Source organism: Hypericibacter terrae, assembly GCF_008728855.1.
Taxonomy (GTDB): Bacteria; Pseudomonadota; Alphaproteobacteria; order Dongiales; family Dongiaceae; genus Hypericibacter; species Hypericibacter terrae.
The window spans coordinates 3732366-3759319 of the sequence record NZ_CP042906.1 but is presented as its reverse complement, the minus strand read 5'-3'; the positions used below and the strand labels follow the sequence as shown (position 1 = coordinate 3759319).

Here is a 26954-nt window from a genome sequence, read left to right as displayed (position 1 = left end):
AACTCATGCATAACAGAACGCCATCTGGTTGGCTGGGACTTTGGGAGATGGCTTGCTTGGATTGACGGGCGGCGGGCGATCGATACGGTGGAAGGTTTTCCTGGTAAAGAGCGACTGGCCGACGAGTTCGGCCAGTCGCAGGAGGGGGATTTTCACGCTGTGGAGGCGCGCGCCGATGCGCAGGAGCAGATAGGCGATCATGGCGGCGAGGACCTGCAGCCGGATGGCATTTTCGTTGTTGCCAAGGAACTTGCGAATATCGAGATGCTGCTTGATCCAGCGGAACAGCAGCTCGATCTGCCACCGGGTCTTGTAGAGGGTGGCGATTTCCACGGCCGAGCGGGTCATATCGTTGGTGATGAGGGTGATGACGCCGCCTTTTTCGCGCCGGACCCGGATCCGACGCAGCCGGATCGCCAGCTTGGAATCGCCCTTACTGACGAGGCGGACCTCGGCGTCGTCGATGATCCTGAAGCCGTCGCCGACAATCTTCCGGAGCTTGCGCCGCTTGGTGGCGCGCAAGCGCATGTTGGACTTCGCGCGCGTGACGAAGACCGCCTCGGCGGCGTCGATCTGGCACCACCAACTGTAGCGACAATAGCCTTTGTCGAAGACATAGGTGGCTCCGGCCTCGATCGGCACGCGCCGGCCCACCTCGATGTCGTTGATGGTGGCCGGCGTGACCTCGACCGAGCAGGGGCGATCGGCCTTGGGATCGTAGACGACATGCATCTTCATGCCGCGGATCCGGCCGTTCCAGTCCGCCCAGGCGCAGACCTTGCCCAGCGGAATCGGCGAGGCGTCGATCAAACGCAGCATCTCGTTCCCTTCCTGGCGAGCCAGCCGATCCACCTCCTGGGAAAGCGTGCCAAACAGCCCCGCAAACACACTCACTGGACGGCGCGCATTGGCATCCGACAAGGTCGAACGAACCAGCTTCCCGACCCCCAGATGGTAGTGATGCTGGGAGTTGGCGTTGAAACCCGCCTCCACCCCCCGCAGGCTCTTGGCGTGGCTGAGCTGGGCGTAGATCAGCGCCACCAGATGATCCCAGCTCTTGAAGGATTTGTCGTAGGCATCGCCGTCGTGGCGCTCCACCAGCGTGCGGAATTGACGCCGATCGATGGGTTTCAGCAGGCTCACGAAGATGCTACCCATGTACTGCATGCCCGGTTCCCTTTCTGAGTCTCGACAACCAGAAAGTACCCGGAAAACCTCCGGAAAACCGGGCATGCGCCCGCGACCTATCGACTCATTCCCCGGACAGCCCTGCCGTCTTCGGGGAAGGGCCAGGGATGGGATGACTCGGTCAGTGAAACCGAGGTGTACCGTTCTTGTTATCGTGTATCGAGACTTCCCCTTCCCTGACCCTCCCCCACAAGGGGAATTATCACCTTGACTGAACACGGTCGAATCCTTATATTCATGGGCATAGGAGATGTTCATGACCGCGACCGTTGATTTGACCAACCCGATTTTTACCGACCTTGAGAAGGCTCGGGAGCATTTCGAAGCCATCCGGTGGCCGAACGGCCCCCATTGCCCGTTCTGCGGCTCGTTTGACCGGGTGGCGACGCTGGGCGGCAAGTCCATGGGGCCGGGCTGGTATCATTGCAAAGACTGCCGGCGCAAGTTTACGGCGGCCGTGGGCACGATTTACGAGCGGTCTCACATTCCGATGACCAAGTGGCTGCTGGCGACGCATCTCATGTGCGCCAGCAAGAAGGGCATGAGCGCCCACCAGCTCCACTGGATGATCGGCCTTCCCTACAAAACCGCTTGGTTCATGGCGCATCGTATCCGCGAGGGTATGCGCGATCTGAGCCCGGCGCCCGGTTCCATGGGCGGTGAAGGCAAGACGGTCGAAGCCGACGAAACCTTCATCGGTGGGAAGGAAAAGAACAAGCACCGGAACAAGCGCAATGCCGGGAACATTGGCGGCACTGGCAAGGAAATCGCCTTCTCGCTGGTCGAGCGTGGTGGCCGCGTTCGTAGCCAGCATATCCCGGATGTAACCGCTAAGACGCTGCGCGAAATTTTGGTCTCGCAGTTGGACCGCGATACCTCGCTTATGACCGACGACGCGGGCCAGTACCGCCATATGCACCGCGATTTCCGGCACGAAACCGTCAATCACGGCACCGGTGAGTATGTTCGCGGCGAGGCGCACACCAACACCGTCGAGGGCTATTTCTCGATCCTCAAGCGTGGGATCACCGGCACTTACCATCATGTTAGTCAGCAGCATCTCAAGCGTTATCTGGCCGAATTTGATTTCCGTTACAACGAGCGCGCTGCGTTGGACGTGACGGATGTTGAGCGCGCCACGAAGGCCGTTAAGGGCGTCGTTGGCAAGCGCGTGACCTATCAACAGCCTTCTCGCAGATAGGCCGAAGCGGCGTCCAAAGGGCGAAACATACGCAGAATTTATTGCTCGCTGGCGCAAGGTTCTAGCCGGAGGTTCGGACTGAATGGGCACGCTTAGGCTTTGCCCGTTTTTTCGGCCTCGCGTCTTTATGTTGCGGCGGGGTGTGCGCCATACGGCGGACTACCTCGTCTCGACGCCGCGCGATTTCATCATCCTTGTACAAGTCATTCGTCGCGCTCGAATCCAAAAGTATCCGCTTTTTCATTGGCTATATCGGGCACTGACAAGGCTCCAGCAAATGCTGGTGCGCTTTGGTTTGATAGATCGCGGCGGTCGGGGAGAGGATGCTTTTGTTTTTAGCGTCTTTGTGCAAGTCGTGGTCTCTCGAAAAAATAAGCCTGCAGCCGGACCTGACCGCGGCAGCAATGACATGAGGATCGTTCGAACGGCAATTCGGTTTTATTTTCTCGGCAATAGCCTGTACCTCTTTATCATCAAGGCTATGTAACTTTCCGGCCTGGCTTAGCGTCACCATTGTAGTTCGCATTTTGTGAGAACGGGCGAGTTCCCGCTTTAGTTCACCACCAACAATCAAGCCTCCTCCGCCGGTCAAAAGCCATTTGAGAACAGGCGCGCCATCCTCCGTTGGTGTGTTCAGGTCATTAATAACGTTTGCGTCAACGATGATGCACATTGCTACAAACCCAACAGTCGCTGATGTTCTTCGAGAAAGAATTTCCGAAAATTGTTCGGTGCATCCAATATTTCACCGCTCTCAGAGAGGTATATGTTTCGGGCGCGAACCTCGTGCTCCATTCTATCGAAGAAAATTATTGTAACGTTCCTGTGGTCTAAGCGCCCTCCAGCGACTTCCATTCGAACACGATCAATGATGTAATCGCTATGAGTCTCTAGCATGTAGAGCGCGTTCGCTCTTGCTTTGGATAATCTCGCGATCAGTGTGCCCAACTCTGCCTGTGCTTTTGGATGGAGATGAACCTCAGGCTGCTGCAACAAGAATGTATCGTGCTGCCGGATCTGTTCCAGTTGATAGATGATTGGCAATGCTTGGCTAACGCCATACCCAACATCTACTATGTTCATGGGTGGGCCGCCCGTTCTGACCATTATTTGAAATGGATCTCCGTCCCGCTTTCCCAGCATCCTGATATCAATGTCGTCAAAGAGACCGGAATTTTTGCCGAACTGAGCCAGTTTGTCGTGAACCGTTTTCCATTCTGCGGGCGAGTTTATTTTCTGGCGCGCCATTTCCAACGGAACATGAGCTCCTTCGGCGGAGGCAATAATTTCTGAAGGTGTGTACGTCCGCAGCGGCTGCGTTCTAACGGGAGCCGACGCGAATACGCGCCTCATCACAAATCTGCTAGACTCCCTAAAGCGATCAAATATCTCGGCCGCTATGGGCTCTATTCCCTCTGCAGCTTTAATTTCCGGCTTAAGGCCGAATGAAATTTCATCAAAAACGAAACGGAGATAAGACAAATCCTTTCGTATGACGCCAACCGGAGGCAGGCGTTTGGGCTTTAACTCAAAAAGCTCGACGCCATCCTTCACAAGCTTCACGGTGACCTTATCGGCCAGATTTAAAACGAGAGACGTACCCTCTGCTTCGAACTCATATGCAGTCAGCTCAGGCTGCGGTGAGCCCTTAACAAACACGAATCTATGCCGTGTTGCGGCAGTTTGACGACGAGAGGGGCGCGCACTTGCCGGAGCAGAGCCATCCTGTGATGCGGGGACCATTAGCTCAAAACACATCTGCTTAGCCCTGCCTCGTACACCCCCCCGGTAGTGGGCAAGCTGATCGAATCCTCCTAGGAAATATGGCTCCCTATTGAAAGGGTTTTGAGGAGAGCGAATAAAACTCTCCAGAAGCAATCTAACCGCAGCCAAAAAGGTCGTTTTCCCGGCGCTGTTTTCTCCAACCAGAAATGTCACCGGCAACACTTCAACCGCCGGGGCATCCGCGAAGCACCTGAAATTTGTTAGCTTGATTTGAAACATAGTTTTTCGCTTCCCGGATGAGCGGCCCCTGCCCGCAACCTTACCGAGGAGTGCCCCGCAAGAGGAGCCTCTCCCTGCACGCGACTGCGGGGTCATGGGGACACCTTTTCGTTGTGTGTCCCATCACAAAAAGTTACCGCCGGGTGGCCTGTGCAGTCAAGGTGATAATTCCCCCCTCAAGGGGGGAGGGGATAAGACTGGAGACCCTCTCCTCAGACTCGCCCCCTCAGCAGCTCCTCGGCCCGCAGGCAGCGGGCGAGGTGATCGGGTTGCGAGGTTCCCTGCAGCGCCTGCGGCTTTTCGCAACCCTGGATCGCGACCGGGCAGCGCTCGCGGAAGAAGCAGCCTTTCGGCAGGTTGATGGCGCTCGGCAGATCGGTGTTGCGCAGAGGCGCCGAGATCTCGGTGTCGCGGTCGAGCGTCGGCACGGCCGCGAGCAGCGCGCGGGTATAGGGATGGGCCGGCTGGCGCAGCAGCGCGCCGGTCGGGCCGGATTCGACCACCTGTCCCAGATACATGACGACGACCCGGTCGGCGATATGCCGGATGACCGAGACATTGTGCGACACGAAGAGATAGGTGAGCTTCAGCCGGCCCTGCAGCTCCATCAGCAGATTGAGGATCTGCGCCTGGACCGAGACATCGAGCGCCGAGGTCGGTTCGTCCAGCACGATCAGGTCGGGCTCCAGCGCAAGCGCGCGGGCGATGGCGATACGCTGGCGCTGCCCGCCCGAGAATTCATGCGAGAAACGGTCGAGCTGATCGGTGCGCAATCCGACCTGTGCGGCCAGCGCGCCCGCCCGCTCCTTGAGCCAGCGTCGCGGATGGCGCTCGCCGACGCTGAGCGGCTCGGTGATCACCTGCCAGACCGGCATGCGCGGGTCGAGCGAGGATTGGGGATCCTGGAACACCACCTGAAAGCGCCGGCGCAAACGCCGGAGCTCGCCGCCGCGCAGGCTCCAGGGATCGGTGTCGTCGAACAGAACGCGGCCTTCGCTCGGCTTCAACAGCGCCATCGCAACCTGGCCCAGCGTGCTCTTGCCGCAGCCCGATTCCCCGACGATACCCAGGGTCTCGCCGCGGCGGATCTCGAGATCGACGCCATTGAGGGCATGGACCTGGGCCCGCGGCCGCCCCATCCAATTGGCGCCGATGGGGAAGCGCATATGGACATTCTCGAAGCGCACCAGGGGCGCGCTGCCCATCCGGGGCGGCGGCAGGACATCGGCGCTCGAGGTCAGCGGGTCCAGCAGAGCCACCCGCTTTTCCTTCAGGAGCCAGCAGGCGGCGCGATGGGCGTGTGCGTCGGGACTCTCAATCAGCGGCGGCGTCCGGCCGCAAGGCTCGAAGGCGAAGCTGCAGCGCGGCCGGAAACGGCAGCCTTCCGGCGGGTCGATGAGGTTGGGGACCGTGCCGGGGATCGAGGCCAGCGGCTGCTTCGGCGCCACGAATTCCGGCAAGGCGCGCAGCAGGGCGCGGCTATAGGGATGCAAGGGGCGCCGCAACACCTCGGCCGTGGTGCCTTCCTCGATCACTTTGCCGGCATACATCACATAGACGCGGTCGCAGAGCTGCGCCACGACGGCGAGATCGTGGGTGATGAAGAGCACCGAGATGCCGCGTTCGCGGGCACGTTCGCGCAGGAGAGCCAGAACCTGCGCCTGGACCGTGACGTCGAGCGCCGTGGTCGGCTCGTCGGCGATCAGGACCTTGGGGTTGCAGGAGAAGGCCATGGCGATCAGCACGCGCTGGCGCATGCCGCCGCTGAGCTCGAAGGGATAGTTCCGCATCACCCGGCGCGCGTCGGGGACCTGCATCTCCGTCAGGAGCTTCTCGGCGCGTGTCTGTGCCTCGGCTTCGCTCACCTGCTCGTGGCGGCGGATGACCTGCGTGATCTGTCGCCCGATGCGGATGGTCGGGTTGAGCGCGTTCATCGGTTCCTGGAACACGACCGAGGCCAGCCGCCCGCGGATATCCTCGAGCTTGGCCTCCGGCGCGGACACGACGTCCTGGCCCAGCAGCACGATGTGCCCCTCGGCGATGCGGGCCGCATGGGGCGGCAGCAGCCGCATCACCGACATGGCGGTGACCGACTTGCCGCTGCCGGATTCGCCGACCAGCCCGACGATCTCGCCCGCACCCACGGTCAGCGATACCCGGTCGAGCGCCCGGACGGCGCCACGATAGGTGGCGAATTCGAGCGTCAATTCCTGCACCTCGACGATGGGTGCGGGCTTCGTCCCGGCGCTGGCGGCGGTCTCGGCCATCATTTGCCCTTGAGCCGCGGATCGAAGATGTCGCGCAGGCCGTCGCCCAGCAGGTTGAATCCGACCGCGGTCACCAGGATCGCGAGACCGGGGAAGGTCGGGTACCACCACTGGTCCAGCAGGAAATCGCGCCCGCTGCTGACCATGGCACCCCATTCCGCCGTCGGCTGCTGCGCGCCGAGGCCGATGAAGCTGAGCGCCGCCGCCGTCAGGATGGCGCCGCCGATATCGAGCGTGCTCTGCACGATGATCGGCGCCATGGCATTGGGGACGATATGGCGCAGCACGATCTGGCGCTTCGAGGCGCCGAAGGTGACGGCCGCCTTGACATAGGCGCGCTCGCGCAAGGAGAGCGCCTGACCGCGGGCGAGCCGCACATAGAAGGGGATGCGCACCACGGCGATGGCCAGCATGGCATTGATGAGGTCGGGTCCCAGCGCCGCCGCGAGCGCCATCGCCATGACGAAGGAGGGGAAGGAGAGAAGCACGTCCATCAGCCGCATGATGACGGTATCGGTGCGCCCGCCGACGAGGCCGGAGAAGGCGCCGAGGATCGTGCCGATGCTCATCGAGAAGAAGACGATGGCGACGCCGATCGTGACCGAGACCCGCGAGCCCCAGATGATGCGCGAGAGCAGGTCGCGGCCGACCTGGTCGGTGCCCATCCAGTGGAGCGCGCCGGGGGCCGCCAGCCGTGCACGCAGATCGAGCGCATTGGGATCGTAGGGCGCGATCCAGGGCGCCAGCAGCATCACCAGCAGCACGAAGACGATGATGGCGAGGCCGGCAAGAGTGAGCGGGCTGCGGCTCAGCTGATACCAGATATAGGCGAGATCGATCCTGCCGGCGGGTGTCGCCACTTCCGGCGTCGGGCCGGGCGCGAGCGGCGCGGCGGCGAGATTGCTGTCGCTGGCCATGGCTCAGCCCACCCCCCGGATCTGGGGATCGAGCAGCATATAGGTCAGGTCGACGAAGAGATTGAGCAGCACATAGGCGGTCGAAGCGACCACCGTGAAGCCCATGATCGCCGGGAAATCGAGCGCATTGATCGACTGGACGACATAGTTGCCCATGCCGGGCCAGGCATAGACCGTCTCCGTCAGCACCGCGCCATAGAGCAGGTCGCCGAAGGCGAGTCCGATCATGGTGACGGAGGGGATCAGGGCGTTGCGCAGCGCGTGATCGAACAGGATGCGCCGGCGCGAGAGGCCGCTGGCCTTGGCGGTGCGGATGTAATCCTCGGTCAGCACCTCCAGCATCGCGGAGCGGATCTGGCGCGTGACGATGCCGAGATGAAGGAATCCCAGCGTGAGGGCGGGCAGCAGCAGATGCTGGACGGCACTGACGAAGGCCTTGCCGTCGCCGGCGAAGAGCGCATCCAGCGTATAGAAGCCGGTGACGAAGGGTGGCGGCGTCAGCGCGCTATCGAGCCTCCCCGAGCCGGGCAGCCACTCGAGCCGACCATAGAAGAGATAGATCAGCAGGAGCCCCAGCCAGAAAGCAGGGGTCGAGATTCCGGTTACCGACAAGGTCCGGGTGATCTGGTCGATGGCGCGGTCCTTGGCGACCGCTGAGATCACACCCAGGGGAATGCCCAGCACGATCGCGAAGATCATCGCGGCCAGCGCCAGCTCGATCGTGGCCGGGAAGAAACGCAGGATATCGTCGGCGACGGGGCGCTGGGTGCGGATCGAGATGCCGAGATCGCCGCGCAGCAGGTCGCCGGCATAGGTCAGATATTGCTCATAGAGCGGTCGGTCCAGCCCGAGCTTCGCTCGCATCTGCGCCACCAGCTCGTTGGAGGCGCGTTCGCCTGCCATCATCCGGGCGGGATCGCCCGGAATCATATGCGAGATCGCGAAGGTGACGATCGAGACGCCGATCACGACGAGGACCAGGAGCAGCAGCCGGCGCCGGACGATGTTGAGATAGGACATGGGCCTCGCCTCGTCCCTCCGCCCTCGCTTCCCCTCCCCCTCAGGGGGAGGGGATAGGATGACAGCTGGGGGTCCGGAAACACGCAGGGGCGGGGCGGCCACCGACCGCGCCCGCCCCTGGGTCTCCTCGGGCGCCTATTGCGCCCGCGACATGGTCTCGAAGTTGAACATCTGGAGCGTCATCGGGTTGTAGACGAACCCCTTGACGTCCGAGCGGATGGCGACCTGGTAGTTCGCCTGGAACAGGAGGACGTAAGGCGCCTCCTCGATCACGATCTTCTGCGCCTCGGCATAGATCTTCTTCCGCTCCTCGACATTCGCCGCGGTCGCCGCCTTGCGGATGAGTTCGTCGACCTTCGGGTTTGTGTAGAAGGCGCGGTTGCCCGGCAGGCCGTGCAGGTCGGAGTCGAACCAGTAGTTCATGAACATGTAGGGATCGCCATAGTCCGGCGTCCAGTTGCCGGCCGCGATGTCGAAATCGCTGCTGTTCAGCTTCTCGCGCATCGTCGGGTATGCGAACTCCTGCATCTCGACGGTGATCCCGATCGCCGCCAGGTTCTGCTGCAGCACCAGGCCGATCGACTCCCAGTTCGGGTCCTTCTTGGAATAGAGATAGCCGAGCTTGAGGTCCTTGACGCCGGCGTCGGCCAGGAGTTGCTTGGCCTTGGCGGCGTTGGTGGTGAACTGGAAGCTCGCATCGTCGTGGCCCCAGAGGCCTTCGGGCACGGGTCCGCGCATCTGGACGCCGTTGCCGAGCAGGATGCCGTCGATGATGCCCTTATAGTCCACGGCATAGGAGATCGCCTGGCGCACGCGGACATCGTCGAGCGGCTTGCGGGTGTTGTTGAGATAGAGATAGGTCACCTGGAAGCTCGGCTCGTCCACGACCGTGACGCCATCCGCTTTCTTGAGCGCGTCGAACTGGTCGACCGGCAGGTCCTCGGCGATGTCGATGTCGCCCTTCTCGAGCTGCAGGCGGCGCGCGGAGGCTTCCTTGATGATCTTGACGATGACCTTCTTGAAGGAAGGCGCCGGGCCGGCATAGTTCGGGTTGACCTCCATCACCACCTGCTGGTCCTTCTCCCAGCTTGTGACCTGGTAGGGGCCGGAGCCCAGCGTGTGCTCGGCGAGATAGGCCTGGCCGAGATCGCCGTCCTTCTCATGCTGCTGAGCGGCGGGGCTGACGATGCAGGCGCCGTTGGTCGCGAGGCCGGCGAGGAAGGGACCGAACGGCTCCTTCAGGATGAACTTGACCGTATGGGGATCGACCACCTGGACTTCGGTGACGGGACCGACCGTCTCCGACGGGCCCTTGGCGACTTTGAACAGGCGGTCGAAGCTGTATTTGATCGCGGCCGCGTCGACCGGCGAGCCGTCGGCGAACTTGTGGCCGTCATTGAGCGTGAAGGTCCATTGCAGCCCGTCGTCGCTGACGGTCCAGGATTTCGCGACGTCGCCCTCGACCTCGGTGCTGCCCTTGCCGTTCTCGACCTTGAACTTCACCAGCCGCTCATAGGCGGGATAGGTCACGGTCCAGCTGTTGTTGGTCACGGTGACGGCCGGATCCATGCTGTCAACGTCGCCGGCCTTGCCGACCACGAGCGTGTTGGGGTCGCCTGCCGCCGATGCCGAGAGCGGTCCGGCGATCGCGGTGGCCAGCAGCGCGGCCGCGCCGAGCAGCATGGCCTTCAAATTCAGTCTCATGGGTTTCTCCCTCTTGTGCCTTCGGTCAGGCGTCCTGCTCTGCAGCCCGCGCTGTCGGATTCCGAGCGTCGGCGGATGCGTGGCGGAACGGTCCCCGATCGCCTGCGGGGTGGTCTTTGTCGGTTTCGTTGCGGCTTCGTGGCAGGCGATGCGGCAAGTATCCGGCGGGGTGCCGGAAGCGTCAAGGCGCGCGGGCGCTCCCGGCGGCCCTCGAGCCATCAGCGCAGCCGAATGGGGGAGAGCGCTGCTTCGGTCACGCCCAGCGCTTCCAGCTCGGGCGGAACCGGTTCGTGCCGCGCGAGCGCCTCCACCAGGGCCGCAATGCCGGGTGCGGTCTGGATGCCATAGCCGCCCTGGCCCGCGAGCCAGAAGAAATCCTCGATCCGGTCGTCATAGCCGACCACCGGCGTCTTGTCGGCCACGAAGGAGCGCAACCCCGCCCAGCGGCTTTCAATGCGCGGGATGGGCAAGGTCACGACCTGCTCCAGGCGATCCACCAGGATCGCGATATCCAGATCCTCCGGCTGCACGTCGCAGGGCGGCATTGGCGTCTCGTCGGCGGGTGAGGCCAGGATCTGGCCGGCATCGGGCCGGAAATAGAACTGCTCGTCGGCATCGATGATGGTGGGCCAGCGCGCGACGTCGAGGCCGGCCGGCGGGCGGAACCGGATCGCGGTCCGGCGCTTCGGCACCAGCCCGATCGGTGCGGCACCGGCCAGAGCGCCGATCTCGTCGGCCCAGGCCCCGGCCGCATTGACGACGACACGGGCCGCGAAGCGGCCGGCCTTGCTCTCGACCTGCCAGAGGCCCGCCTGCCGCGAGAGGCCGCGAACCTGGGCGTCGGTGACGAGCTGCCCGCCGCGCGCCTTCAGCCCCTTGAGATAGCCCTGATGCAGCCCGTGGACGTCGATATCCATCGCATCGGGGTCGAGCACGGCATCGGCGACGTAGCCGGGCCGGAACACCGGGACCTGGGTTTCGACCTCGGCTGCCGCGATGCGCCGGATGTTGCTGCGCAGACCCGAAACCTCTTCCAGGAAAGCGTCGAGCGAGGCGCGCTGGTCCGCACGGCCGATGAAGACGACGCCGCGCGGCAGGAGCAAGGGATGGGCGGCAAAACCCGATGGCGGGTTTAGATAGAAACCCTTACCGCCGGTGGTCAAAGCCCGCACGGTCGCGTTGCCATAGGTTTCGGCATAGAGCGCGGCCGAGCGGCCCGTGGTGTGGTAGCCCGGCTGGTCCTCCTGCTCGAGGATCAGGACACGGGCCTGGGATGCCAGCGCATAGCCGGCCGAGGCGCCCGCCATGCCGGCGCCGATGATGAGGAAATCGAACTCAGCCATGCGAAGACCAGACTCCCGGTGATTTCTGCCGCCGATGCGACCTCTGGCCTAGCCGTTCTGCCGGACGGCCGCAACCCACCGATCGCGGCGAGAACGTCGCAAGTGGCGCCGGTCCGTGGCAGACTGCACCCTTAGTTCGATCCGGGAAGGGGATTCGGAACCTATGATTTCAATGAAGACTCGGTTGACGCTCCTCATGCTGACGCTGATCGCCGGCGTCGCGCTGATGGCGGCGTCCGCTGGCGCCACGGACTTCAGGGTCTACAGCCACGACATCAAGGACGGTCAATTTCAGGAGGAGCAGGTCCTGAGCCAAGCCTTCGGGCTCGGCTGCCAGGGCGGCAACCTCTCGCCTCACATCAATTGGGAGGGCATGCCCCAGGGCACACAGAGCTTCGTCCTGACGATGTTCGACCAGGATGCCAATGGTGGCAAGGGCTGGACGCACTGGGTCGTGGTCAATATCCCCTATACGGTGAACTCCCTGCCGCGCGGCGCCGGCGGGAGCGGCGCCGTGGAAGCGGTCGGCGCCCTCCAGACGCGCAACGATTTCGGCCAGGCGGGCTATGGCGGTCCCTGTCCGCCGCCGGGCCAGACCCATCACTATGTCGTCACGCTGACGGCGCTCAGCGTCGCGAAGCTGGCCGTCGACAGGAATGCCACGCCGAAGATGGTTGCTGCCCTGATCGAGGGCAATAAGATCGCCGCGGTGAACTTCACGGCGAGCTATCAACGATAAGCTCAACCCGAAAGCCGCCAGCCGGGCGCTATTCGTGGCAGGCTGCGGCGCCGTACCACCGGGGAAGGGGAAACGGAACCTATGCGTTCGATGAAGATGCGGCTGACGGCCGCGGCCTGGGCATTGCTGGGCGGTATGGCGCTGTTGAACTCGCCCGCTCGCGCGGACGAGTTCAGGCTCCATAGCAGCGACATCGTGAACCAGATCATCAAGCAGGACCAGGTCCAGAGCAGCAACTATGGCGCCGGATGCTCGGGCGGCAACCTCTCGCCGCATCTGGATTGGGAAAACGCGCCTCCGGAGGCGCAGAGCTTCGTGCTGACGGTGTTCGACAAGGACGCGCCCAACGACATGGGCTGGTTCCATTGGGTCGTGGTCAACATTCCGAACACGGTCAATTCATTGCCGCCGGGGGCAAGCGCCGATGGCGCCGTCGAGGCGACGGGCGCGATGCAGACCCGGACCGATTTCGGCACGCCGGGTTATGGCGGCCCTTGCCCGCCGGTCGGCACCGCCCACCGCTACATCTTTACGATTTTCGCCTTGCGGGTCCCGAAGATTCCCGTCGACCAGGAGGCCACGCCGGCCCTGGTCGGCATCTTCATCCAGGCCAACAAGATCGCCTCGGCCAGCTTCACGGGGATCTACGCGCGATAGGACAGGCCCGTTCCTTTCGTCGCGTCGACCCGGAGCGGGAAGGGATGCTGCAAATGCGTCCTTTCCTCGTTCCAAGGTCGCCCGGCACTTATTGTGCGGCGCGACATGCAGTAGCCGGTGTTCCGGCGGTTCCCAAATCCCTGTCGATGGATGCCGATATCCGAGAGATATTCAACTAATCCGCGTGTAAATGACCCGCAGACGCTGCTGGCACAGCGCCGAACGATAGACCCAACGATCCTGACCTGAATTGATTCTTCCCAATTTTTGGCGATTTGCTCTATCGTCCAAAAAAACTGCGTAAAAAAGACGTCCAGCTGGGGAGGAACTACCGTGTCGAGCAGACAGAGCACGGCTGAACCATGGCGAGTCGGCGTCCTCTTCTCGAAGACGGGCTTCATGTCCGTGATCGAGGAGACCCAGTTGCGCGGCACGCTTCTCGCGATCCATGAAATCAATGAGCGCGGCGGCGTCCATGGGCGCCCGATCAAGCCGGTCGTCTATGACCCATCGTCGGAATCCTCCGCTTTCGGGCGGTACGCCAAGAAGCTCATGGTGGAGGACGGCGTCAATACGATCTTCGGATGCTATACCTCGAGCAGCCGCAAGGCCGTTCTGCCGGTCGTCGAGCGTCTGAACGGGCTGCTCTGGTATCCGACCCTCTATGAAGGGTTCGAGTTTTCTCCCAACGTCATCTATTCGGGCGCCGGCCCCAACCAGAACAGCCTGGCGCTGTTCCGCTACCTGATGAAGCATCACGGCAAGCGCTTCTATTTCGTCGGCTCGAACTACGTCTATCCGCATGTATCCAACCGGATCATGCACGAGTTCGTGCGCCACAATGCGGGACAGGTGGTGGGTGAACGCTACGTCTCGTTGCGGCCGCGCAGGGCCGATTTCTACGAGGTTGTCCGCGAAATCCGCGACCTCAAGCCCGACGCCATCTTCTCGACCGTTGTGGGAGACGGCACCACCTATCTCTACCAAGCTTATGCTGAGAACGGCTTTGAGCCGAAACACATGCCGATCGCAAGCCTGACCACGACCGAAGCCGAGGTGCGCGCGATGGGCTTCGATGTTGGGGAGGGACATATCACCGCCGCCCCCTATTTCCAGGGTGTCGAGAATGAGCAGAATCGACGTTTCCTGATGAATTGGAAGAAGATCTACGGCGACGACGAGAGCACGAACATGTGCTGCGAAGCCGCCTATTTCCAGGTCCATCTCTTCGCGCGGGCGCTGGAAAAGGCCAATTCGGTCGATACGGAACAGCTCCGCTCCGCAATCCTCGGCGAGGATGTTGACGCGCCGCAGGGACGCATCTCGATCAATCCGGTCTGCGGTCACGCCAATCTATGGAATCGCATCGGTCGCGCCAATCGTCGGGGCCAGTTCGACATCCTTCACCAATCGACGTCGGCCGTGAACGCCGACCCCTATCTCGTGGGATATGGTCGAAACTTCGCCTTTTCCTGAGTCCGTCCCGGTGAACCTCGTCATGAATAGACAGACGCCGCACAGAGATCCATCCGGTCGCGATTTTGGGCACCTGAATATCGCGGTTCTGGCCGAGAATTCCCCCGGCATCGAGGCCTTGATCCGGGAGCTGCAGCGGACGCGGGCGCGCGTCACTCATATCTGGCCGCCGCCCGCCTCGTATCCGATCGATTTTGACGTGATCTTCAGCGAACTCGTCGAGGATCTGCCAGGACGGCTGCCCTGGTCGCCGGGCGAGCCTTCCTGTGCCTTGATCGCTCTCCTGAATGAGGACTGCTCGCTCAACGCGCCAATGCTGCGCAATTGCACGCCCCACGGATTCGTATCGCTGCCGGTGCGGCCAAACGATCTGGTGGCGGCCCTCGTGATCGGCCTCAGTCAGTTCCAGTACGAGAAGCGGTTGCGTTCGCGCATTGACAAGCTTGACGACTATATCCGCGCCATCCGCAGCGTCGAGCGCGCGAAAACCGTGATCATGTCGCGTAAGCAGCTCAACGAGGATGAGGCCTATCATTTCCTTCGGCGCCAAGCGATGGCGCGGCGCATCTCGATCGGCGAGCTTGCGCTCGCGATTGTTGACACCGACGAGATGCTGACTTAGCGTTCAGCCGTCCACGCCTCGCCGGCATATAACGCCGGCGCGTGGCAGGCGGCAACGGCGCCGCCCCTGAAATCAGAGGCAACATAGCCCTATCGGAACCTGCGGGAGCGGGCACCGATGGGGTTTTCTGTTTTCCGCATTCGGGCTGCCGGTCCGGGAGCAACCCCAGACAAGGCGGATTCCGGGCCACGGGGAACGTGCGACCGAAATCGGTCAAGGGAGGAAAAAATGAAGATTACACGTCGTGGTTTTATCAGGGGTGCAGCAGCCGCAGGTGCGATCGGTGCGACTGGGTTCCCCCATATCTGGAACAAGAACCTGTCGCTCGCCCGCGCGGCCGACGGCGAAATCAAGGTCGGTGTCCTGTTCTCGCTCACGGGCACCACCGCCATCATCGAGGAGTCGCTCAACAAGGCGACGATCCTGGCCATCGAGGAGATCAACGCTGCTGGCGGGATCAACGGGATGAAGATCGTTCCCGTGATCGAGGACCCGGCCTCGGATCCCGCGACCTTCGCCGAGAAGGCGCGCAAGCTGGTGCTTTCGGACCGCTGCGTCAGCGTATTCGGCTCCTACACCTCTGCCAGCCGCAAGGCGGTGCTGCCCGTCTTCGAGAAGCGCGAAAATCTCTATTTCTATCCGACGCTCTACGAGGGCCGCGAATGCTCGAAGAATGTCGTCTACACGGGCGCGGTGCCGAACCAGCAGCAGGATGAATTCGTGCCCTGGCTGGTCGAGAAGTTCGGCAAGAAATGGTACCTGATCGGCTCGAACTACATCTATCCGAAGGAGGAGAATAACTACTGCAAGAAGCTGCTGGAGGGTCTGGGTGCCGAAGTCGTGGCGGAAGAGTATGTGCCGCTCGGCCATTCGGAGTTCTCGTCCGTCGTCAACAAGTTCCAGAGCCTGCAACCCAACGTGATCTTCTCGACCGTGGTCGGCGATTCGGTCGTAGCGTTACATCGCCAATATCGCGCGGCAGGGCTGGATCCCGCGAAGATGCCGATGGCGAGCTTGACGACCTCGGAGAACGAGGTGGCGGCGATGGGCGGCGAAGCGGCGGCGGGCCACTTCACGTCGGCGCCCTATTTCATGGTCTGGGATTCCCCCGAGAACCGTAAGTTCGTCGATGCCTACAAGGCGCGCTGGGGCCAGGACAAGGTCACGCATTTTGTCTCCGAGCCCTCCTATTTCCAGGTCTATCTGTTCAAGCAGGCGGTCGCCAAGCTGGCGCCGAGCGACATCACACCTCCCAACATCCGCGAAGCGATCAAGGGCGAGTCCATGATCGCGCCGCAGGGCAAGGTGCAGATCGAGCGTGAAAACCTCCATACCTGGCTTTGGCCGAAGATCGGCCAGTGCAAGTCGGACGGCCAGTTCGAAATTCTCAAGCAGAGCGCGACCTGGTTGAAGCCCGAACCCTACAAGGCCTACCCGAACATGCACTGCACCGAAGCGGGGCTCACTGAGTCCTGAGTCGACTTCCGGCGGCGGGCGGGAAACCGCCGCCGGATCTTTCCTCAGCGGGTTGGCAAGACTGGGAACATGGAGGCGACGGCCGTGGAATTGATGTCACTGGTTGTCACCGGACTATCGATCGCATCGATCCTTCTGCTGGTGGCCTTGGGCCTGGCGATCATCTATGGCGTCACGGGTGTCATCAACCTCGCCCATGGCGAGCTGGTGATGATCGGTGCCTACTGCGCCTGGGCTCTTCAGAGCTTCTTCGGCATCGGGTTGCTGGCGAGCTTGCCGCTGATCTTCCTCGCCACCGCCTTGCTGGGTTGGATCATCGATCGCGTGGTGATTCGCCACCTCTATAACCGCCCGCTCGACACGATTCTCGCCACCTGGGGCATCGGCGTCATGGCGCAGCAGGCGGTGCGGCTTCTGGCCGGCGGCGAGTTGCGCTACGTCGAGATGCCTGAGGCGATGAACCATCCGGTATCCGTGCTGGGTGTGGAGATTCCGATCTTCCGCATCTTCATCCTCGGCCTTGCGGTCGCACTCTTTGGTCTCACCTGGTTCCTGATTTTTCGCACCTCGCTCGGTCTGAAGTTGCGCGCCATCACCCAGAGCCGCGAGATCGCCAGCTGCTTCGGCATCAACAGCAACCGGATCTATGGCCTGACTTTCGCCTACGGTGCCGGCCTCGCGGGCCTAGCGGGCGCGGTGGTATCGCCGCTCAAGAGCGTGGCGCCGGAAATGGGGACCACCTATGTCGTGGATGCTTTCATGGTGGTCGTGCTCGGCGGCGTCGAGAGCCTGGTCGGCTCAGTCGCCAGCGCTTTCATCATCGGGCAGAGTTCGAGCGCTGTCGCTTTCTATGCCAACGACACCATCGCTAAGGCGCTGGTACTGCTTTTCATCGTCATCCTGATCCGGTTTCGGCCGCAAGGTCTGTTCGCCGCCAAGGTTCGAAGCTGAGGCCGGCGCGGCCCAAGGGAGACTCCAGACGTGCGGAATCGCGACCTCATTCAGTATCTGACTTACGGCACCGTCTGCCTGATCATTTTTCTGGTGCCGGTGTTCGTGCAGGACGCTTTCCTGCTCAATAAGACCGCGCGCTATCTGGTTCTCGGCATCCTGGCGATCTCTCTCAGCCTGTCCTGGGGCTACACCGGGATTCTCAATCTGGGGCAGGCCACGTCGTTCGGGCTGGGCTCCTATTGCATGGCCATGGCGCTGAAGCTGCGCACGATTCCTGTACATACCGGCGCCGAGGGACTTCCGGACTTCATGGTCTGGAACAATGTCGAGAAGCTGCCCTGGTTCTGGGAGCCGTTCTACTCGATGCCCTTCGCCATCGCGGCGGGAGTCGCGGTGCCGGCCCTTATCGCGGCCGGATTGGGCTGGTTCATGTTTCGCGGACGTGTGACCGGCGTCTATGTCGCGATCATCACGCTGGCCTTCCTGGTCGTGGTCAACCTGCTGTTCATCGATCAGCAGCGCTTTACCGGCGGCTTCAACGGGATCACGGATCTGGCGCAACTCGACATAGGAAGTTTCACCTTCGACGCCTACGGCGCCAGCTCCTACTATCTCATCGCGATCTGCCTGACTTTTTGCCTCTTCTTTGCGCTCCTCGTAACCAAGAGCAAGGCGGGATTGATCCTGCAGGCCATCCGCGACCATGAGAACCGGGTGCGCTATTTCGGCTATGACGTGGCGCGCTACAAGATCTTCGCGGTGGCGGTCTCGGCGGCGATCGCCGGCATGGCCGGCATGCTCTACACCATCGTCATGGAGTTCGCCTCGCCGACCTTCATGGGCGTGCAGCTCAGTCTTTCGGTGGTGATCTGGTGTGCAGTGGGTGGGCGTCAAAGCCTGCTGGGCTCGATGCTGGGCGCGATCCTGGTTGCTGGCATGCAGGGCGCACTTTCGGAGTCGGAGACCTTCCTCGACACATGGACCCTCGTCATGGGGCTCGTGTTCGTGCTCGTGGTTCTGTTCCTGCCCAAAGGCCTTGCGGGTGCCGCCGAGACGCTCAAGGACCGAATTTTCCGGAAGTTTGGCCGTTCCTCCAAGGCGATGGCGAAGTCGCCGGGCGAAGCCACGCCCCGTCCTGCCGCGTCGCGGCCTACCTGAACCGGGAGTTGCTCATGAGTGGCGCCAAGCACCTGACGCTCGAAAATGTGACCGTGAGCTTCAACGGCTTCCTCGCCGTCGACAATCTCAGCCTGACCGTCGGGGAAGGCGAACTGCGATGCCTGATCGGTCCGAACGGCGCAGGCAAGACCACGACTCTCGATCTCATCTGCGGGAAGACCAAGCCCAGGAGCGGCGAGATCAAGCTTGGGCCGGTCACGCTGAACGATTTGGAAGAGCACCAGATTGCGCGCAAGGGGATTGGCCGGAAGTTCCAGGTGCCGAGTGTGTTCCGCCAATTGACGGTGCGGGAGAACCTTTCAGTCGCTCATTCGCGGCGCCCGGGCGTCCTCCGCAACGCGCTGCAGCTCCGTCGCGGTGAAGCAAGCGAGGGGCTCGATAAGCTGGCCGAGCTGGTTGGCCTCGAGAACCAGCTGGAGACCTTGGCCGGTCATCTTTCGCATGGCCATACCCAATGGCTCGAGATCGCGCTGCTCCTGGCCCAGGATCCGAAGCTCATCCTGATGGATGAACCCACGGCTGGCATGACCGCGCAGGAAACCCACAAGACGGCGCAGCTCTTCAATCGTCTCAAGGGCAATCGGACGCTGATTGTGGTCGAGCATGACATGGGCTTCGTCAAGGAGATCGCGGAGATGATCTCGGTCATGCATCAGGGAAAGCTGCTGGCCGAGGGCACGGTCGAGGAGATCGAGCGTCACCCGGCGGTCAGGGAAGCATATCTCGGCTCGGGAGGTATCTCCCATGCTTGAGCTGGAGAATGTCGAGGCCTATTACGGCGACAGCCGAGTCCTTCAAGGCGTGAGCCTGTCGGTCAAGGATGGGGAATTCGTGAGCATCCTGGGCCGCAACGGTGTCGGGAAGACCACGCTCATTCGCTCAATCCTGGGATTGATGGATAGGGTCGAGGGCTCGATCCAGCTGGATGGAACCGATATCAAGAGATTCAAGACCCATGACCGCGCCCTTGCTGGGATCGGTTATGTGCCGCAGGGTCGGGGTATCCTGCCAAAATTCACCGTGCGTCAGAATTTAATGCTCGGCACCTTTGCCAATCCAAAAAGCAATCGTGGCAACGGGGCTCGGATTGCCGAATGGGTATTCGAGCTCTTCCCGATCCTCCGGGAATTTCTCGACCGGCGCGGCGGCAATCTTTCGGGCGGGCAGCAGCAGCAGTTGGCCATCGCGCGCACACTCCTGAGCGAGCCCAAGATCATCCTGCTCGATGAGCCGACCGAAGGCATTCAGCCGAACATAGTCGAGCAGATCGAACAGGTGCTGATCGATCTCAATCGCAAGCACGGCAAGACCATCGTGCTGATCGAACAGAATATCGGTTTCGCGCGGCGCGCCTCGCAGCATTTCGCGATTATGGATCGCGGCCAGGTCGCCGCGCGAGGCCCCGTTCAGGAGCTGACCGACCAGCTGGTTCACCGGCATCTGGCCGTGTGACAGGAGAGACGTGACGACAATTCGCGCCAGGACGACGACAACGATCAATAGAACGGATACGCAAGGAGGAAATCATGTATCACGGTGATATCTCGAGCAGTAACGACACGGTTGGCGTTGCTGTCGTCAACTACAAGATGCCGCGTCTCCACAGCCGCAAGGAGGTGTTGGACAATGCCAAGGCCATCGCCAAGATGGTCGACGGCATGAAGGTCGGACTCCCGGGCATGGATCTCGTCATCTTCCCGGAGTACAGCACTCACGGGATCATGTATGACGAGAAGGAGATGTACGAGACGGCGTCGACGATTCCCGGCGAGGAAACCCAGATCTTTGCCGAAGCCTGCAAGCGCAACAAGGTCTGGGGCGTCTTCTCGTTGACCGGCGAACGCCACGAGGAGCACCCGAACAAGGCGCCCTACAACACCCTGATTCTGATGAACGACAAGGGCGAGATCGTTCAGAAATATCGCAAGATCATGCCTTGGGTTCCGATCGAGGGCTGGTATCCCGGCAATTGCACATATGTGTCGGAGGGCCCTAAGGGCATGAAGATCAGCCTGATCATCTGCGACGACGGCAACTACCCCGAGATCTGGCGCGATTGCGCTATGAAGGGCGCCGAGCTCGTCATCCGCTGCCAGGGCTACATGTATCCGGCCAAGGATCAGCAGGTGCTGATTTCCAAGGCGATGGCCTGGGCCAACAATATCTATGTCGCAGTCGCGAATGCCGCAGGATTCGACGGCGTATACTCCTATTTCGGCCATTCGGCGATCATCGGTTTCGATGGCCGCACGCTCGGCGAATGCGGCGAGGAGGAATATGGAATCCAGTATGGCCAGCTTTCGGTGTCGGCCATTCGCGATGCGCGCCGCAACGGCCAATCGCAGAATCACCTCTTCAAGCTGGTTCACCGCGGCTATACCGGCAAGATCAACTCGAACGAGGATGTGCGCGGCGAGGCGGTCTGCCCCTACGATTTCTACAAGAAGTGGATCACCGATCCGGAGGGAACTCGTGAGATGGTCGAGGCCATGACGCGCCCGATGGTGGGAACGCCGGAATGTCCGATCGAGGGCATCCCGAACAAGAAGGCGGCTCCGCATCGCTGATGGAGCCACGCATGGCGGGCGAGCTTTCCCCTGTCTCGCCCGCCATTTTTCGGCGCCTGCCCACGTCCGAGTCTCAACAATCGATGACCCTATCATGCTCGACGACTATTTGATTGCCGACGAGCCGTACTACCGCCCTCTCGGCAACGAGATTGCCCTGTTCGAAGCGGCCTACGCCCATCGTCTGCCGGTCATGCTCAAAGGCCCAACCGGCTGCGGCAAGACCCGCTTCGTCGAGCATATGGCCTGGCGGCTGAAGCGGCCGATCGTCACCGTCTCCTGCCACGAGGACATGACGGCCTCGGATCTGGTCGGGCGGTTCCTGCTCGATGCCAACGGGACGCTATGGCATGACGGGCCCCTGACATTGGCCGTGCGCCATGGGGCCATCTGCTATCTCGACGAGATCGTCGAGGCCCGGCAGGACACCACCGTGATCATCCATTCCCTGACCGACGATCGTCGCATCCTGCCGTTGGAGAAGAAGAACGAACTGGTGCGCGCCCACGCGGATTTCCAGCTCGTCATCTCCTACAACCCCGGCTATCAGAGCGTGCTCAAGGATTTGAAGGAATCGACCAAGCAACGCTTCGTGGCGCTCGATTTCGATTATCCGGCAGCGGAGCTGGAAGCGAAGATCGTGATGCACGAGGCGAGCCTCCCGCCAGCGCCCGCGAAGCTCCTCGTGACGGTGGCGGCGAAGTCGCGCAACCTCAAAGGCCATGGTCTGGAAGAGGGAGCCTCGACCCGGATGCTGATCAATGCGGGTCTTCTCATGTCGAAAGGCGTGTCGTTCGCCGAGGCGTGCCAGGTGGCCATTGTGATACCCTTGACCGACGACGCTGATCTTCGCGACGCCCTGCGGTCGGCAGTGGCTGCCTGCCAATAGGCGACGTCGTTTGCCCCGCTCTTCCAAGGATTTCTTGAAGCTGGTCACGTCGGAAACCCCGCCTGCGACACCGCCTTTGCTGCAAGGGGCCGCCGCCTTGGCCTTCGCGGGTCCGATGTCCGCGCCCTGGCTCGCGGCCGTGGAGAGGCTTTCCCAGGCCGGCTATGGCGAGCCCGTCGTGGAAAGCTACCGGCGCCATTCTCCGGAGGTCGCCGGCAAGGTCGGCCCCAATGCCGGCATCGCGCTGGCGGACTCGGTCTCACTGCTGGCGATCAAGGCAGGTCGTAAGGCGGCCGAGCTGCTGCCGCCGGCGGCAGCGCAAGCGGCAGGGCGGGTCGCCGATGCCCATCGGTTTCGAGCCTTCCTGAACCTCATGGAGCGGCTCTCGTCGCTGGCGCCGGAATCGGTGTCGGAGGTCCTGATCCGGATCGATCGGCTGCTTTCACGCCTCGACCTGTCGCGGCTCGAGGCCTGGGTGCTCGCGGGCATCCGCTATGGCGGCGGGGACGCCCAGCGCCGTCACGGCTATTTCTCGTTCGAGGATCCCGAGGCGGAGCGCTGGCTCGAGCGGGAGTCGAGCGACGTTACCTTCGAGCATGTCGGGCGGCGCCTGAAATACTACCTCGACGCGCTGTGGCGGATTCGTCTCCCGATCCGCGAACCCTCCTTGCGGGCGCCCGAGGCTTCGCGCCGCCGCACCTCGTTCGACCGCGGGATGATCCGCGTGCCGCCGGTCTATCCGGGGTTTCGCGATCAGCAGGCCGAGGAGATCTTCCGCGCGGCCCTGGCCCATGTGGCGGCGCATTTGACCTTCACCCGGGACAAGTTTCCCGCACGCAGCCTGAAGCCGGTGCAGATCGCCTTGGTCTCGCTGATCGAGGATGCTCGCGTTGAGAAGCTTGCGATGCGTGAATATCCGGGACTGCGCCGCCTCTGGCTGCCGTTCCATGTGGCGCAGCCCTCGGGCGCGAAGACGGCACCGACGCTGCTGGCCCGGCTGTCGCGGGCCCTGATCGATCCCGATTTCGAAGATCCGGACGGCTGGGTGCAGAAGAGCAAGGAGATGTTCTATGCGGCCCGCGAGCATTGGGACGACCAGCAGATGAGCCGCGTGCTGGGAAGCCTGCTCGGCAACGATCTGGGTCAGATGCGGATCCAATTCAATGCCAAGACCTACGTGCCCGAGCCACCCTATCGCGACGACAATGTCGGGCTTTGGGACTGGGGAGAACAGCCGAACGAGATGGCGGATGAGGAACTTCTCGACGAGTCCGTTCGTATCGTCCGGCAGGAGGAGGACGATCCAGACCCTCCCGACCGCGAGCGCCAGGAACCGGAGCGGGACCAGGGCTCCGCCAACCGGGCCCGTCCCGAGGAGCAGGCTCCAGTCGATATTGGCATTCCGGTCGCGCGCTATCCCGAGCATGACCATCTGATCGGTCGGGACCGGCCGGATTGGGTCACGGTCAAGGAGTACGAGCCGCGTCTGGGGGATCCGGGTGAGATCGAGCGGTCGATCGAAGCAAACCCCGAACTCCGATTTCGAATTCAAGCGATGATCCGCGCCGCCAAGGTCAGCCGGCCGCGGCGGCGTAGGCATATGGCGGAGGGAGAGCAGCTCGATCTCGATGCGGCGATCCAGGCGGTCCTGAGCCAACGGATCGGCGAGAGTCCCGACCCGCGTATCTATTCGACGGTGATGCGCCAGTTCCGCGATCTCTCGGTGCTGCTCCTGCTCGACATCTCGGAATCGACCAACGACCCGATCAAGGGTAGCCGGCGTCCCACCCTGGAGCTGGAGAAACAGGCCGTCGCTTTGCTGGGCGAGGCTATGGAGGGATTGGGTGATCCGTTCGCCGTCGCGGCCTTTTGCTCGGATGGACGTGAGGATGTGCACTACCTACGAATCAAGGATTTCAGCGAGCGCTTCGGAGCTCTGCCGCTGTCGCGGCTGGCGGGCCTGACCGGCAGCCTCTCGACCCGCATGGGCGCTGCCATTCGTCATGCCGGTGTCGAGCTCGGCAAGCAGACGACGTATCGGAGGCTCCTGCTGCTGGTGACCGATGGCGAGCCGTCGGATCGCGATGTACCGGATCGACGCTACCTGGTCGAAGATGCGCGCTATGCGGTGGCGGGTTTGACCGCGCATGGGATCGATACTCTATGCGTCGGACTGGATTCGGGGGCCGAGAACCATCTCGCCCGCATTTTCGGCCCCCGCAACACCATCATGATCGATCGCATTGACCGGCTGCCGGACCGGCTCCCTTCGTTGTACTTCCGGCTGACAAGATAGGAGGCAGCGGTGAGCGGCCGGGCGGCGATGCGGCCACGGGACCTGGGACGGGCCCTCGGCGCGATGGCGCCGGCGCGCGCCGATCTCGCCAAATACGCCTGTGAGTTCATCGGCACCTTCGCGCTTGTGCTCTTCGCGGCGGGCTCGGTGGTGCTGCAGGCCCGCATCGGCGGGCTGGGACCGATCGCATCGGGGCTGACCTCGGGCGGCATGATCGTGATCGTGATTGCGACCTGCGGCGCCATCTCCGGCGCGCATGTCAATCCGGCCCTGTCGATTGCCGCCTGCTGGCTGGGCCTGTTGGAGAAGCGGCTGCTGCCGGGCTATGTCCTAGTCCAATTGGCCGGTTCGGCGCTGGCCGGGCTGGTGCTGATGTCGACACTCGGCACCGCCGGAAGCGCCGGCGCAAATCTGCCGAATGTCGCCGCCGGTGTCGGGCCCGCCGAGGCCCTGGGGATCGAAACCCTCCTTTCTTTCGTCATGATGTGGGTCATTTGCGGCGCCGGATTCGATCCGCGCGCCGATCCGATGACCGGCGCGCTGGCGATCGGCGGGACGGTCGGCATCGAAGTCATGTTGTTCGGCCCCTATGCGGGTGCCTCGATGAACCCCGCCCGCGCGTTCGGCCCGACACTGGCATTCGGCGACTTCAGCTATTTCTGGATCTATGTCGTGGGGCCGATAGCGGGCGTGATGCTGGGCGCGGTTGCCTGGCGCTTCACGCACAAGCCCGCAATCGCCCACCCTGAATCGTGATCGCCGGGCACTGGACAAATCATTGACTTGAGTTTGGGGCTTGGATAACTTTTTTGACGCACGCATCGCTCGTGCTTGCGGCATCGACGCCGCTCTCGATTCAAATTCAAGGCGCTGAAGCCTTCGCAACCGCCATCGATCATGGTCGGGTGAAGCCGCGCCTTCTCTGCCTTACATGCGACACCCGTCCGATCAAGACGTCTCCTCCGTCCGCGGCACCCGTGAGGTGCGGGGACGGCGCAGGGAATGTCCGTGCCGATAGGCTCCTTGTCTCGCGGAGCGAACCGAGCGGGACACCCCGCCTCGCATATCGCGGAGCGGGCGCAGCCAGAGGAGGTAACGTTGGCTAACCAGAAGAACCAACAAACCGGTGTCGACGCCGTCGAAGCTGAAGTCGACCATTTCCTGGGCGAGGAGTATGAGCACAAGCCGGTTCCGCTCGCCGCTCGCCGCAGTGCTTTTTCCATGACCATGGTCTGGATCGGCTTCCCGATGATCATCACGGGGGCGATGACCGGGTCCATCCTGGTACTGGGCATGGGCTTCAGCCGCGCGCTGGTCGCCATGATCGTCGGCAACCTGATCATGTTCGCCTATGTGGGCCTCCTGGGTCTGCTCGGCACGCGCACCGGCCGGAACTTCGCGCTGCTCGCCAGCGTGGTCTTCGGTCGCAAGGGCTATGTGCTTGCCTCCGGACTGCTCTCGACCTTGTTGCTGGGCTGGTACGCGGTCCAAACCGGAATCACCGGCGCCTTGATCAGCAGCACCTATCATATGAGCTATGTGCTGATGACGATCATCGCCGGCGTGCTCTATATCGGCATTACCTTCATCGGCGTGCGCGGTTTGCATTGGATCGGCATGGTCTCCGTGCCGCTGTTCGTCATTCTGGGAGTATGGGTCGCGGGCGACGCCGCCAGCACCACGAGTTGGGCTGCGATCATGAGCTATCCGGGCAGCCATCCCGAGGTGCCGATGTCCATGGGCGTTGGCCTCACGGTGGTGCTGGCGCTCTTCGTCGATGCCGGAACCGTGACCGCGGACTTCAACCGCTGGGCCAGGGATTCGCGCAGCTCGCTCTTCGCCACCTTCAGCGCCTTCCCCTTCGCCAACCTGGTCGCGATGCTGGTGGGCGGCGTCATGACGGCGGCCCTGGCCGTGCCCGATGCCAATCCGTTCGGCGCCGACAACATGTTCGGTTACATGACCGGCAAGGGTGTCGCCTGGCTCTCGCTGCTGGCCTTCGTCTTCCTGCTCACCAATCTGGGTTCCGTCTGCTCGCACTGCCTCTATAATTCGGCGACGGGCTGGTCGCGCATCGTCGGCGGCCATATGCGGGCGGCAGCGATCATTCTGGGCGCCATCGGCATCGCCGTCGCCGCCGGCAATGTCTGGGCTTTCTTCATTGAATGGCTCTCGCTGCTCGGCATTCTGGTGCCGCCGATCGGCGCTATCATCCTGGTCGATCAGTATGTCGTTCGCCGTGGGTCGGAGATCGACGTGGATTGGCGGGCCCAGGCGTTCCTCGGCTGGATTGCCGGCTCGGTCGTCGCCTTCATCGTCGAGAAGAACATGCCCGAGTGGTGCACCGCCCTCTCGGCGGCGATCGTCGGTGGCGCGGTCTATTGGGGCATCATGGCACTGCGCCCGGCAACGGCCCGCCAGAGCTCCTGAGACCGGGCGGGCGGTATCCCTATAG

At 62.6% G+C, this 26954-nt stretch carries 23 protein-coding genes; 15 read left to right on the top strand and 8 right to left on the bottom strand.

The window, feature by feature from the left end:
- Positions 1-3: 3 nt before the first annotated feature.
- Positions 4-1167, bottom strand: a complete 1164-nt coding sequence (locus FRZ44_RS17070) for an IS4 family transposase (RefSeq protein WP_151175693.1) — start codon at positions 1165-1167, stop codon at positions 4-6.
- 277 nt (positions 1168-1444) lie between these two features.
- On the opposite strand from FRZ44_RS17070, the gene FRZ44_RS17065 reads away from it, so the two are divergent.
- Positions 1445-2389, top strand: a complete 945-nt coding sequence (locus FRZ44_RS17065) for an IS1595 family transposase (RefSeq protein WP_191908149.1) — start codon at positions 1445-1447, stop codon at positions 2387-2389.
- 247 nt (positions 2390-2636) lie between these two features.
- Here the strand turns inward: FRZ44_RS17065 and FRZ44_RS17060 are convergent, their stop codons facing one another.
- The 7 genes from FRZ44_RS17060 to FRZ44_RS17030 all read right to left on the bottom strand — a co-directional run bounded on the left by FRZ44_RS17060 (position 2637) and on the right by FRZ44_RS17030 (position 11644).
- Positions 2637-3062: a PIN domain-containing protein gene (locus FRZ44_RS17060; protein ID WP_151178318.1), complete on the bottom strand. Its 426-nt coding sequence runs from the start codon at positions 3060-3062 to the stop codon at positions 2637-2639.
- A gap of 2 nt (positions 3063-3064) precedes the next feature.
- The gene (locus tag FRZ44_RS17055; protein ID WP_191908148.1) at positions 3065-4393 is read right to left on the bottom strand and encodes an AAA family ATPase; all 1329 of its coding nucleotides are present in this window, start codon (positions 4391-4393) and stop codon (positions 3065-3067) included.
- Positions 4394-4605: 212 nt separating this feature from the next.
- The gene (locus tag FRZ44_RS17050) at positions 4606-6663 is read right to left on the bottom strand and encodes a dipeptide ABC transporter ATP-binding protein (RefSeq protein ID WP_151178316.1); all 2058 of its coding nucleotides are present in this window, start codon (positions 6661-6663) and stop codon (positions 4606-4608) included.
- Positions 6660-7577, bottom strand: coding sequence for a D,D-dipeptide ABC transporter permease (gene ddpC / locus FRZ44_RS17045; RefSeq protein ID WP_151178315.1), 918 nt, complete (start codon positions 7575-7577; stop codon positions 6660-6662). Before ddpC ends, FRZ44_RS17050 begins: the two co-directional genes overlap by 4 nt.
- 3 nt (positions 7578-7580) lie before the next feature.
- Positions 7581-8597 (bottom strand): ABC transporter permease, encoded by a 1017-nt coding sequence (locus tag FRZ44_RS17040; RefSeq protein WP_151178314.1) that lies wholly within the window; start codon positions 8595-8597, stop codon positions 7581-7583.
- Between the two features lie 135 nt (positions 8598-8732).
- Complete coding sequence (locus tag FRZ44_RS17035) at positions 8733-10301, bottom strand: ABC transporter substrate-binding protein (protein ID WP_151178313.1); 1569 nt, start codon at positions 10299-10301, stop codon at positions 8733-8735.
- A 218-nt stretch (positions 10302-10519) separates the two neighbouring features.
- Positions 10520-11644, bottom strand: a complete 1125-nt coding sequence (locus FRZ44_RS17030) for an NAD(P)/FAD-dependent oxidoreductase (RefSeq protein WP_151178312.1) — start codon at positions 11642-11644, stop codon at positions 10520-10522.
- A gap of 172 nt (positions 11645-11816) precedes the next feature.
- Here FRZ44_RS17030 and FRZ44_RS17025 point away from each other — a divergent pair, with 172 nt between their 5' ends.
- The 14 genes from FRZ44_RS17025 (at position 11817) to FRZ44_RS16960 (ending at position 26929) form a co-directional block, all read left to right on the top strand.
- Positions 11817-12383, top strand: a complete 567-nt coding sequence (locus FRZ44_RS17025; protein ID WP_225308306.1) for a YbhB/YbcL family Raf kinase inhibitor-like protein — start codon at positions 11817-11819, stop codon at positions 12381-12383.
- 81 nt (positions 12384-12464) lie between these two features.
- Positions 12465-13040 (top strand): YbhB/YbcL family Raf kinase inhibitor-like protein, encoded by a 576-nt coding sequence (locus tag FRZ44_RS17020; protein WP_225308305.1) that lies wholly within the window; start codon positions 12465-12467, stop codon positions 13038-13040.
- Positions 13041-13439: 399 nt separating this feature from the next.
- Entirely contained in the window at positions 13440-14516 is a 1077-nt protein-coding gene (locus FRZ44_RS17015; RefSeq protein WP_407657990.1) for a transporter substrate-binding domain-containing protein, read from the top strand.
- A gap of 22 nt (positions 14517-14538) precedes the next feature.
- Positions 14539-15138, top strand: a complete 600-nt coding sequence (locus tag FRZ44_RS17010) for an ANTAR domain-containing response regulator (RefSeq protein WP_191908146.1) — start codon at positions 14539-14541, stop codon at positions 15136-15138.
- Between the two features lie 228 nt (positions 15139-15366).
- A complete protein-coding gene (locus FRZ44_RS17005; protein WP_151178309.1) occupies positions 15367-16614 on the top strand; it encodes a transporter substrate-binding domain-containing protein in 1248 nt (415 codons plus the stop codon).
- A gap of 93 nt (positions 16615-16707) precedes the next feature.
- Positions 16708-17565 carry an urea ABC transporter permease subunit UrtB gene (gene urtB, locus FRZ44_RS17000; RefSeq protein ID WP_225308713.1) on the top strand — a complete coding sequence of 286 codons (858 nt, stop codon included), beginning with the start codon at positions 16708-16710 and terminating at the stop codon, positions 17563-17565.
- Positions 17566-17595: 30 nt separating this feature from the next.
- On the top strand, positions 17596-18726 hold the full coding sequence (gene urtC / locus FRZ44_RS16995) for an urea ABC transporter permease subunit UrtC (protein WP_151178307.1): 1131 nt from the start codon (positions 17596-17598) through the stop codon (positions 18724-18726).
- A 14-nt stretch (positions 18727-18740) separates the two neighbouring features.
- Entirely contained in the window at positions 18741-19499 is a 759-nt protein-coding gene (gene urtD, locus FRZ44_RS16990) for an urea ABC transporter ATP-binding protein UrtD (RefSeq protein ID WP_151178306.1), read from the top strand.
- Positions 19492-20199 (top strand): urea ABC transporter ATP-binding subunit UrtE, encoded by a 708-nt coding sequence (urtE, locus tag FRZ44_RS16985; protein WP_151178305.1) that lies wholly within the window; start codon positions 19492-19494, stop codon positions 20197-20199. Before urtD ends, urtE begins: the two co-directional genes overlap by 8 nt.
- Before the next feature lie 74 nt (positions 20200-20273).
- The gene (locus FRZ44_RS16980; protein ID WP_151178304.1) at positions 20274-21314 is read left to right on the top strand and encodes an aliphatic amidase; all 1041 of its coding nucleotides are present in this window, start codon (positions 20274-20276) and stop codon (positions 21312-21314) included.
- 94 nt (positions 21315-21408) lie between these two features.
- Positions 21409-22203, top strand: a complete 795-nt coding sequence (locus FRZ44_RS16975; RefSeq protein ID WP_191908145.1) for a CbbQ/NirQ/NorQ/GpvN family protein — start codon at positions 21409-21411, stop codon at positions 22201-22203.
- 34 nt (positions 22204-22237) lie between these two features.
- Complete coding sequence (locus tag FRZ44_RS16970) at positions 22238-24499, top strand: nitric oxide reductase activation protein NorD (protein ID WP_151178302.1); 2262 nt, start codon at positions 22238-22240, stop codon at positions 24497-24499.
- Positions 24500-24508: 9 nt separating this feature from the next.
- Entirely contained in the window at positions 24509-25255 is a 747-nt protein-coding gene (locus FRZ44_RS16965; protein WP_151178301.1) for an MIP/aquaporin family protein, read from the top strand.
- Between the two features lie 342 nt (positions 25256-25597).
- Complete coding sequence (locus tag FRZ44_RS16960; RefSeq protein WP_225308303.1) at positions 25598-26929, top strand: purine-cytosine permease family protein; 1332 nt, start codon at positions 25598-25600, stop codon at positions 26927-26929.
- Positions 26930-26954: the final 25 nt, after the last annotated feature.

Coding starts and splice junctions, on each gene's coding strand:
- urtD (WP_151178306.1), top strand. CDS start 18,741: ATGAGTGGCGCCAAGCACCTGACGCTCGAAAATGTGACCGTGAGCTTC.
- FRZ44_RS16975 (WP_191908145.1), top strand. CDS start 21,409: ATGCTCGACGACTATTTGATTGCCGACGAGCCGTACTACCGCCCTCTC.
- FRZ44_RS17050 (WP_151178316.1), bottom strand. CDS start 6,663: ATGATGGCCGAGACCGCCGCCAGCGCCGGGACGAAGCCCGCACCCATC.
- FRZ44_RS17025 (WP_225308306.1), top strand. CDS start 11,817: ATGAAGACTCGGTTGACGCTCCTCATGCTGACGCTGATCGCCGGCGTC.
- FRZ44_RS17005 (WP_151178309.1), top strand. CDS start 15,367: ATGAAGATTACACGTCGTGGTTTTATCAGGGGTGCAGCAGCCGCAGGT.
- urtE (WP_151178305.1), top strand. CDS start 19,492: ATGCTTGAGCTGGAGAATGTCGAGGCCTATTACGGCGACAGCCGAGTC.
- FRZ44_RS17015 (WP_407657990.1), top strand. CDS start 13,440: ATGTCCGTGATCGAGGAGACCCAGTTGCGCGGCACGCTTCTCGCGATC.
- FRZ44_RS17020 (WP_225308305.1), top strand. CDS start 12,465: ATGCGTTCGATGAAGATGCGGCTGACGGCCGCGGCCTGGGCATTGCTG.
- FRZ44_RS17035 (WP_151178313.1), bottom strand. CDS start 10,301: ATGAGACTGAATTTGAAGGCCATGCTGCTCGGCGCGGCCGCGCTGCTG.
- ddpC (WP_151178315.1), bottom strand. CDS start 7,577: ATGGCCAGCGACAGCAATCTCGCCGCCGCGCCGCTCGCGCCCGGCCCG.
- FRZ44_RS17065 (WP_191908149.1), top strand. CDS start 1,445: ATGACCGCGACCGTTGATTTGACCAACCCGATTTTTACCGACCTTGAG.
- FRZ44_RS17055 (WP_191908148.1), bottom strand. CDS start 4,393: ATGTTTCAAATCAAGCTAACAAATTTCAGGTGCTTCGCGGATGCCCCG.
- FRZ44_RS17060 (WP_151178318.1), bottom strand. CDS start 3,062: ATGTGCATCATCGTTGACGCAAACGTTATTAATGACCTGAACACACCA.
- FRZ44_RS17070 (WP_151175693.1), bottom strand. CDS start 1,167: ATGCAGTACATGGGTAGCATCTTCGTGAGCCTGCTGAAACCCATCGAT.
- FRZ44_RS16980 (WP_151178304.1), top strand. CDS start 20,274: ATGTATCACGGTGATATCTCGAGCAGTAACGACACGGTTGGCGTTGCT.
- FRZ44_RS17040 (WP_151178314.1), bottom strand. CDS start 8,597: ATGTCCTATCTCAACATCGTCCGGCGCCGGCTGCTGCTCCTGGTCCTC.
- urtB (WP_225308713.1), top strand. CDS start 16,708: ATGTCACTGGTTGTCACCGGACTATCGATCGCATCGATCCTTCTGCTG.
- FRZ44_RS17010 (WP_191908146.1), top strand. CDS start 14,539: ATGAATAGACAGACGCCGCACAGAGATCCATCCGGTCGCGATTTTGGG.
- FRZ44_RS17030 (WP_151178312.1), bottom strand. CDS start 11,644: ATGGCTGAGTTCGATTTCCTCATCATCGGCGCCGGCATGGCGGGCGCC.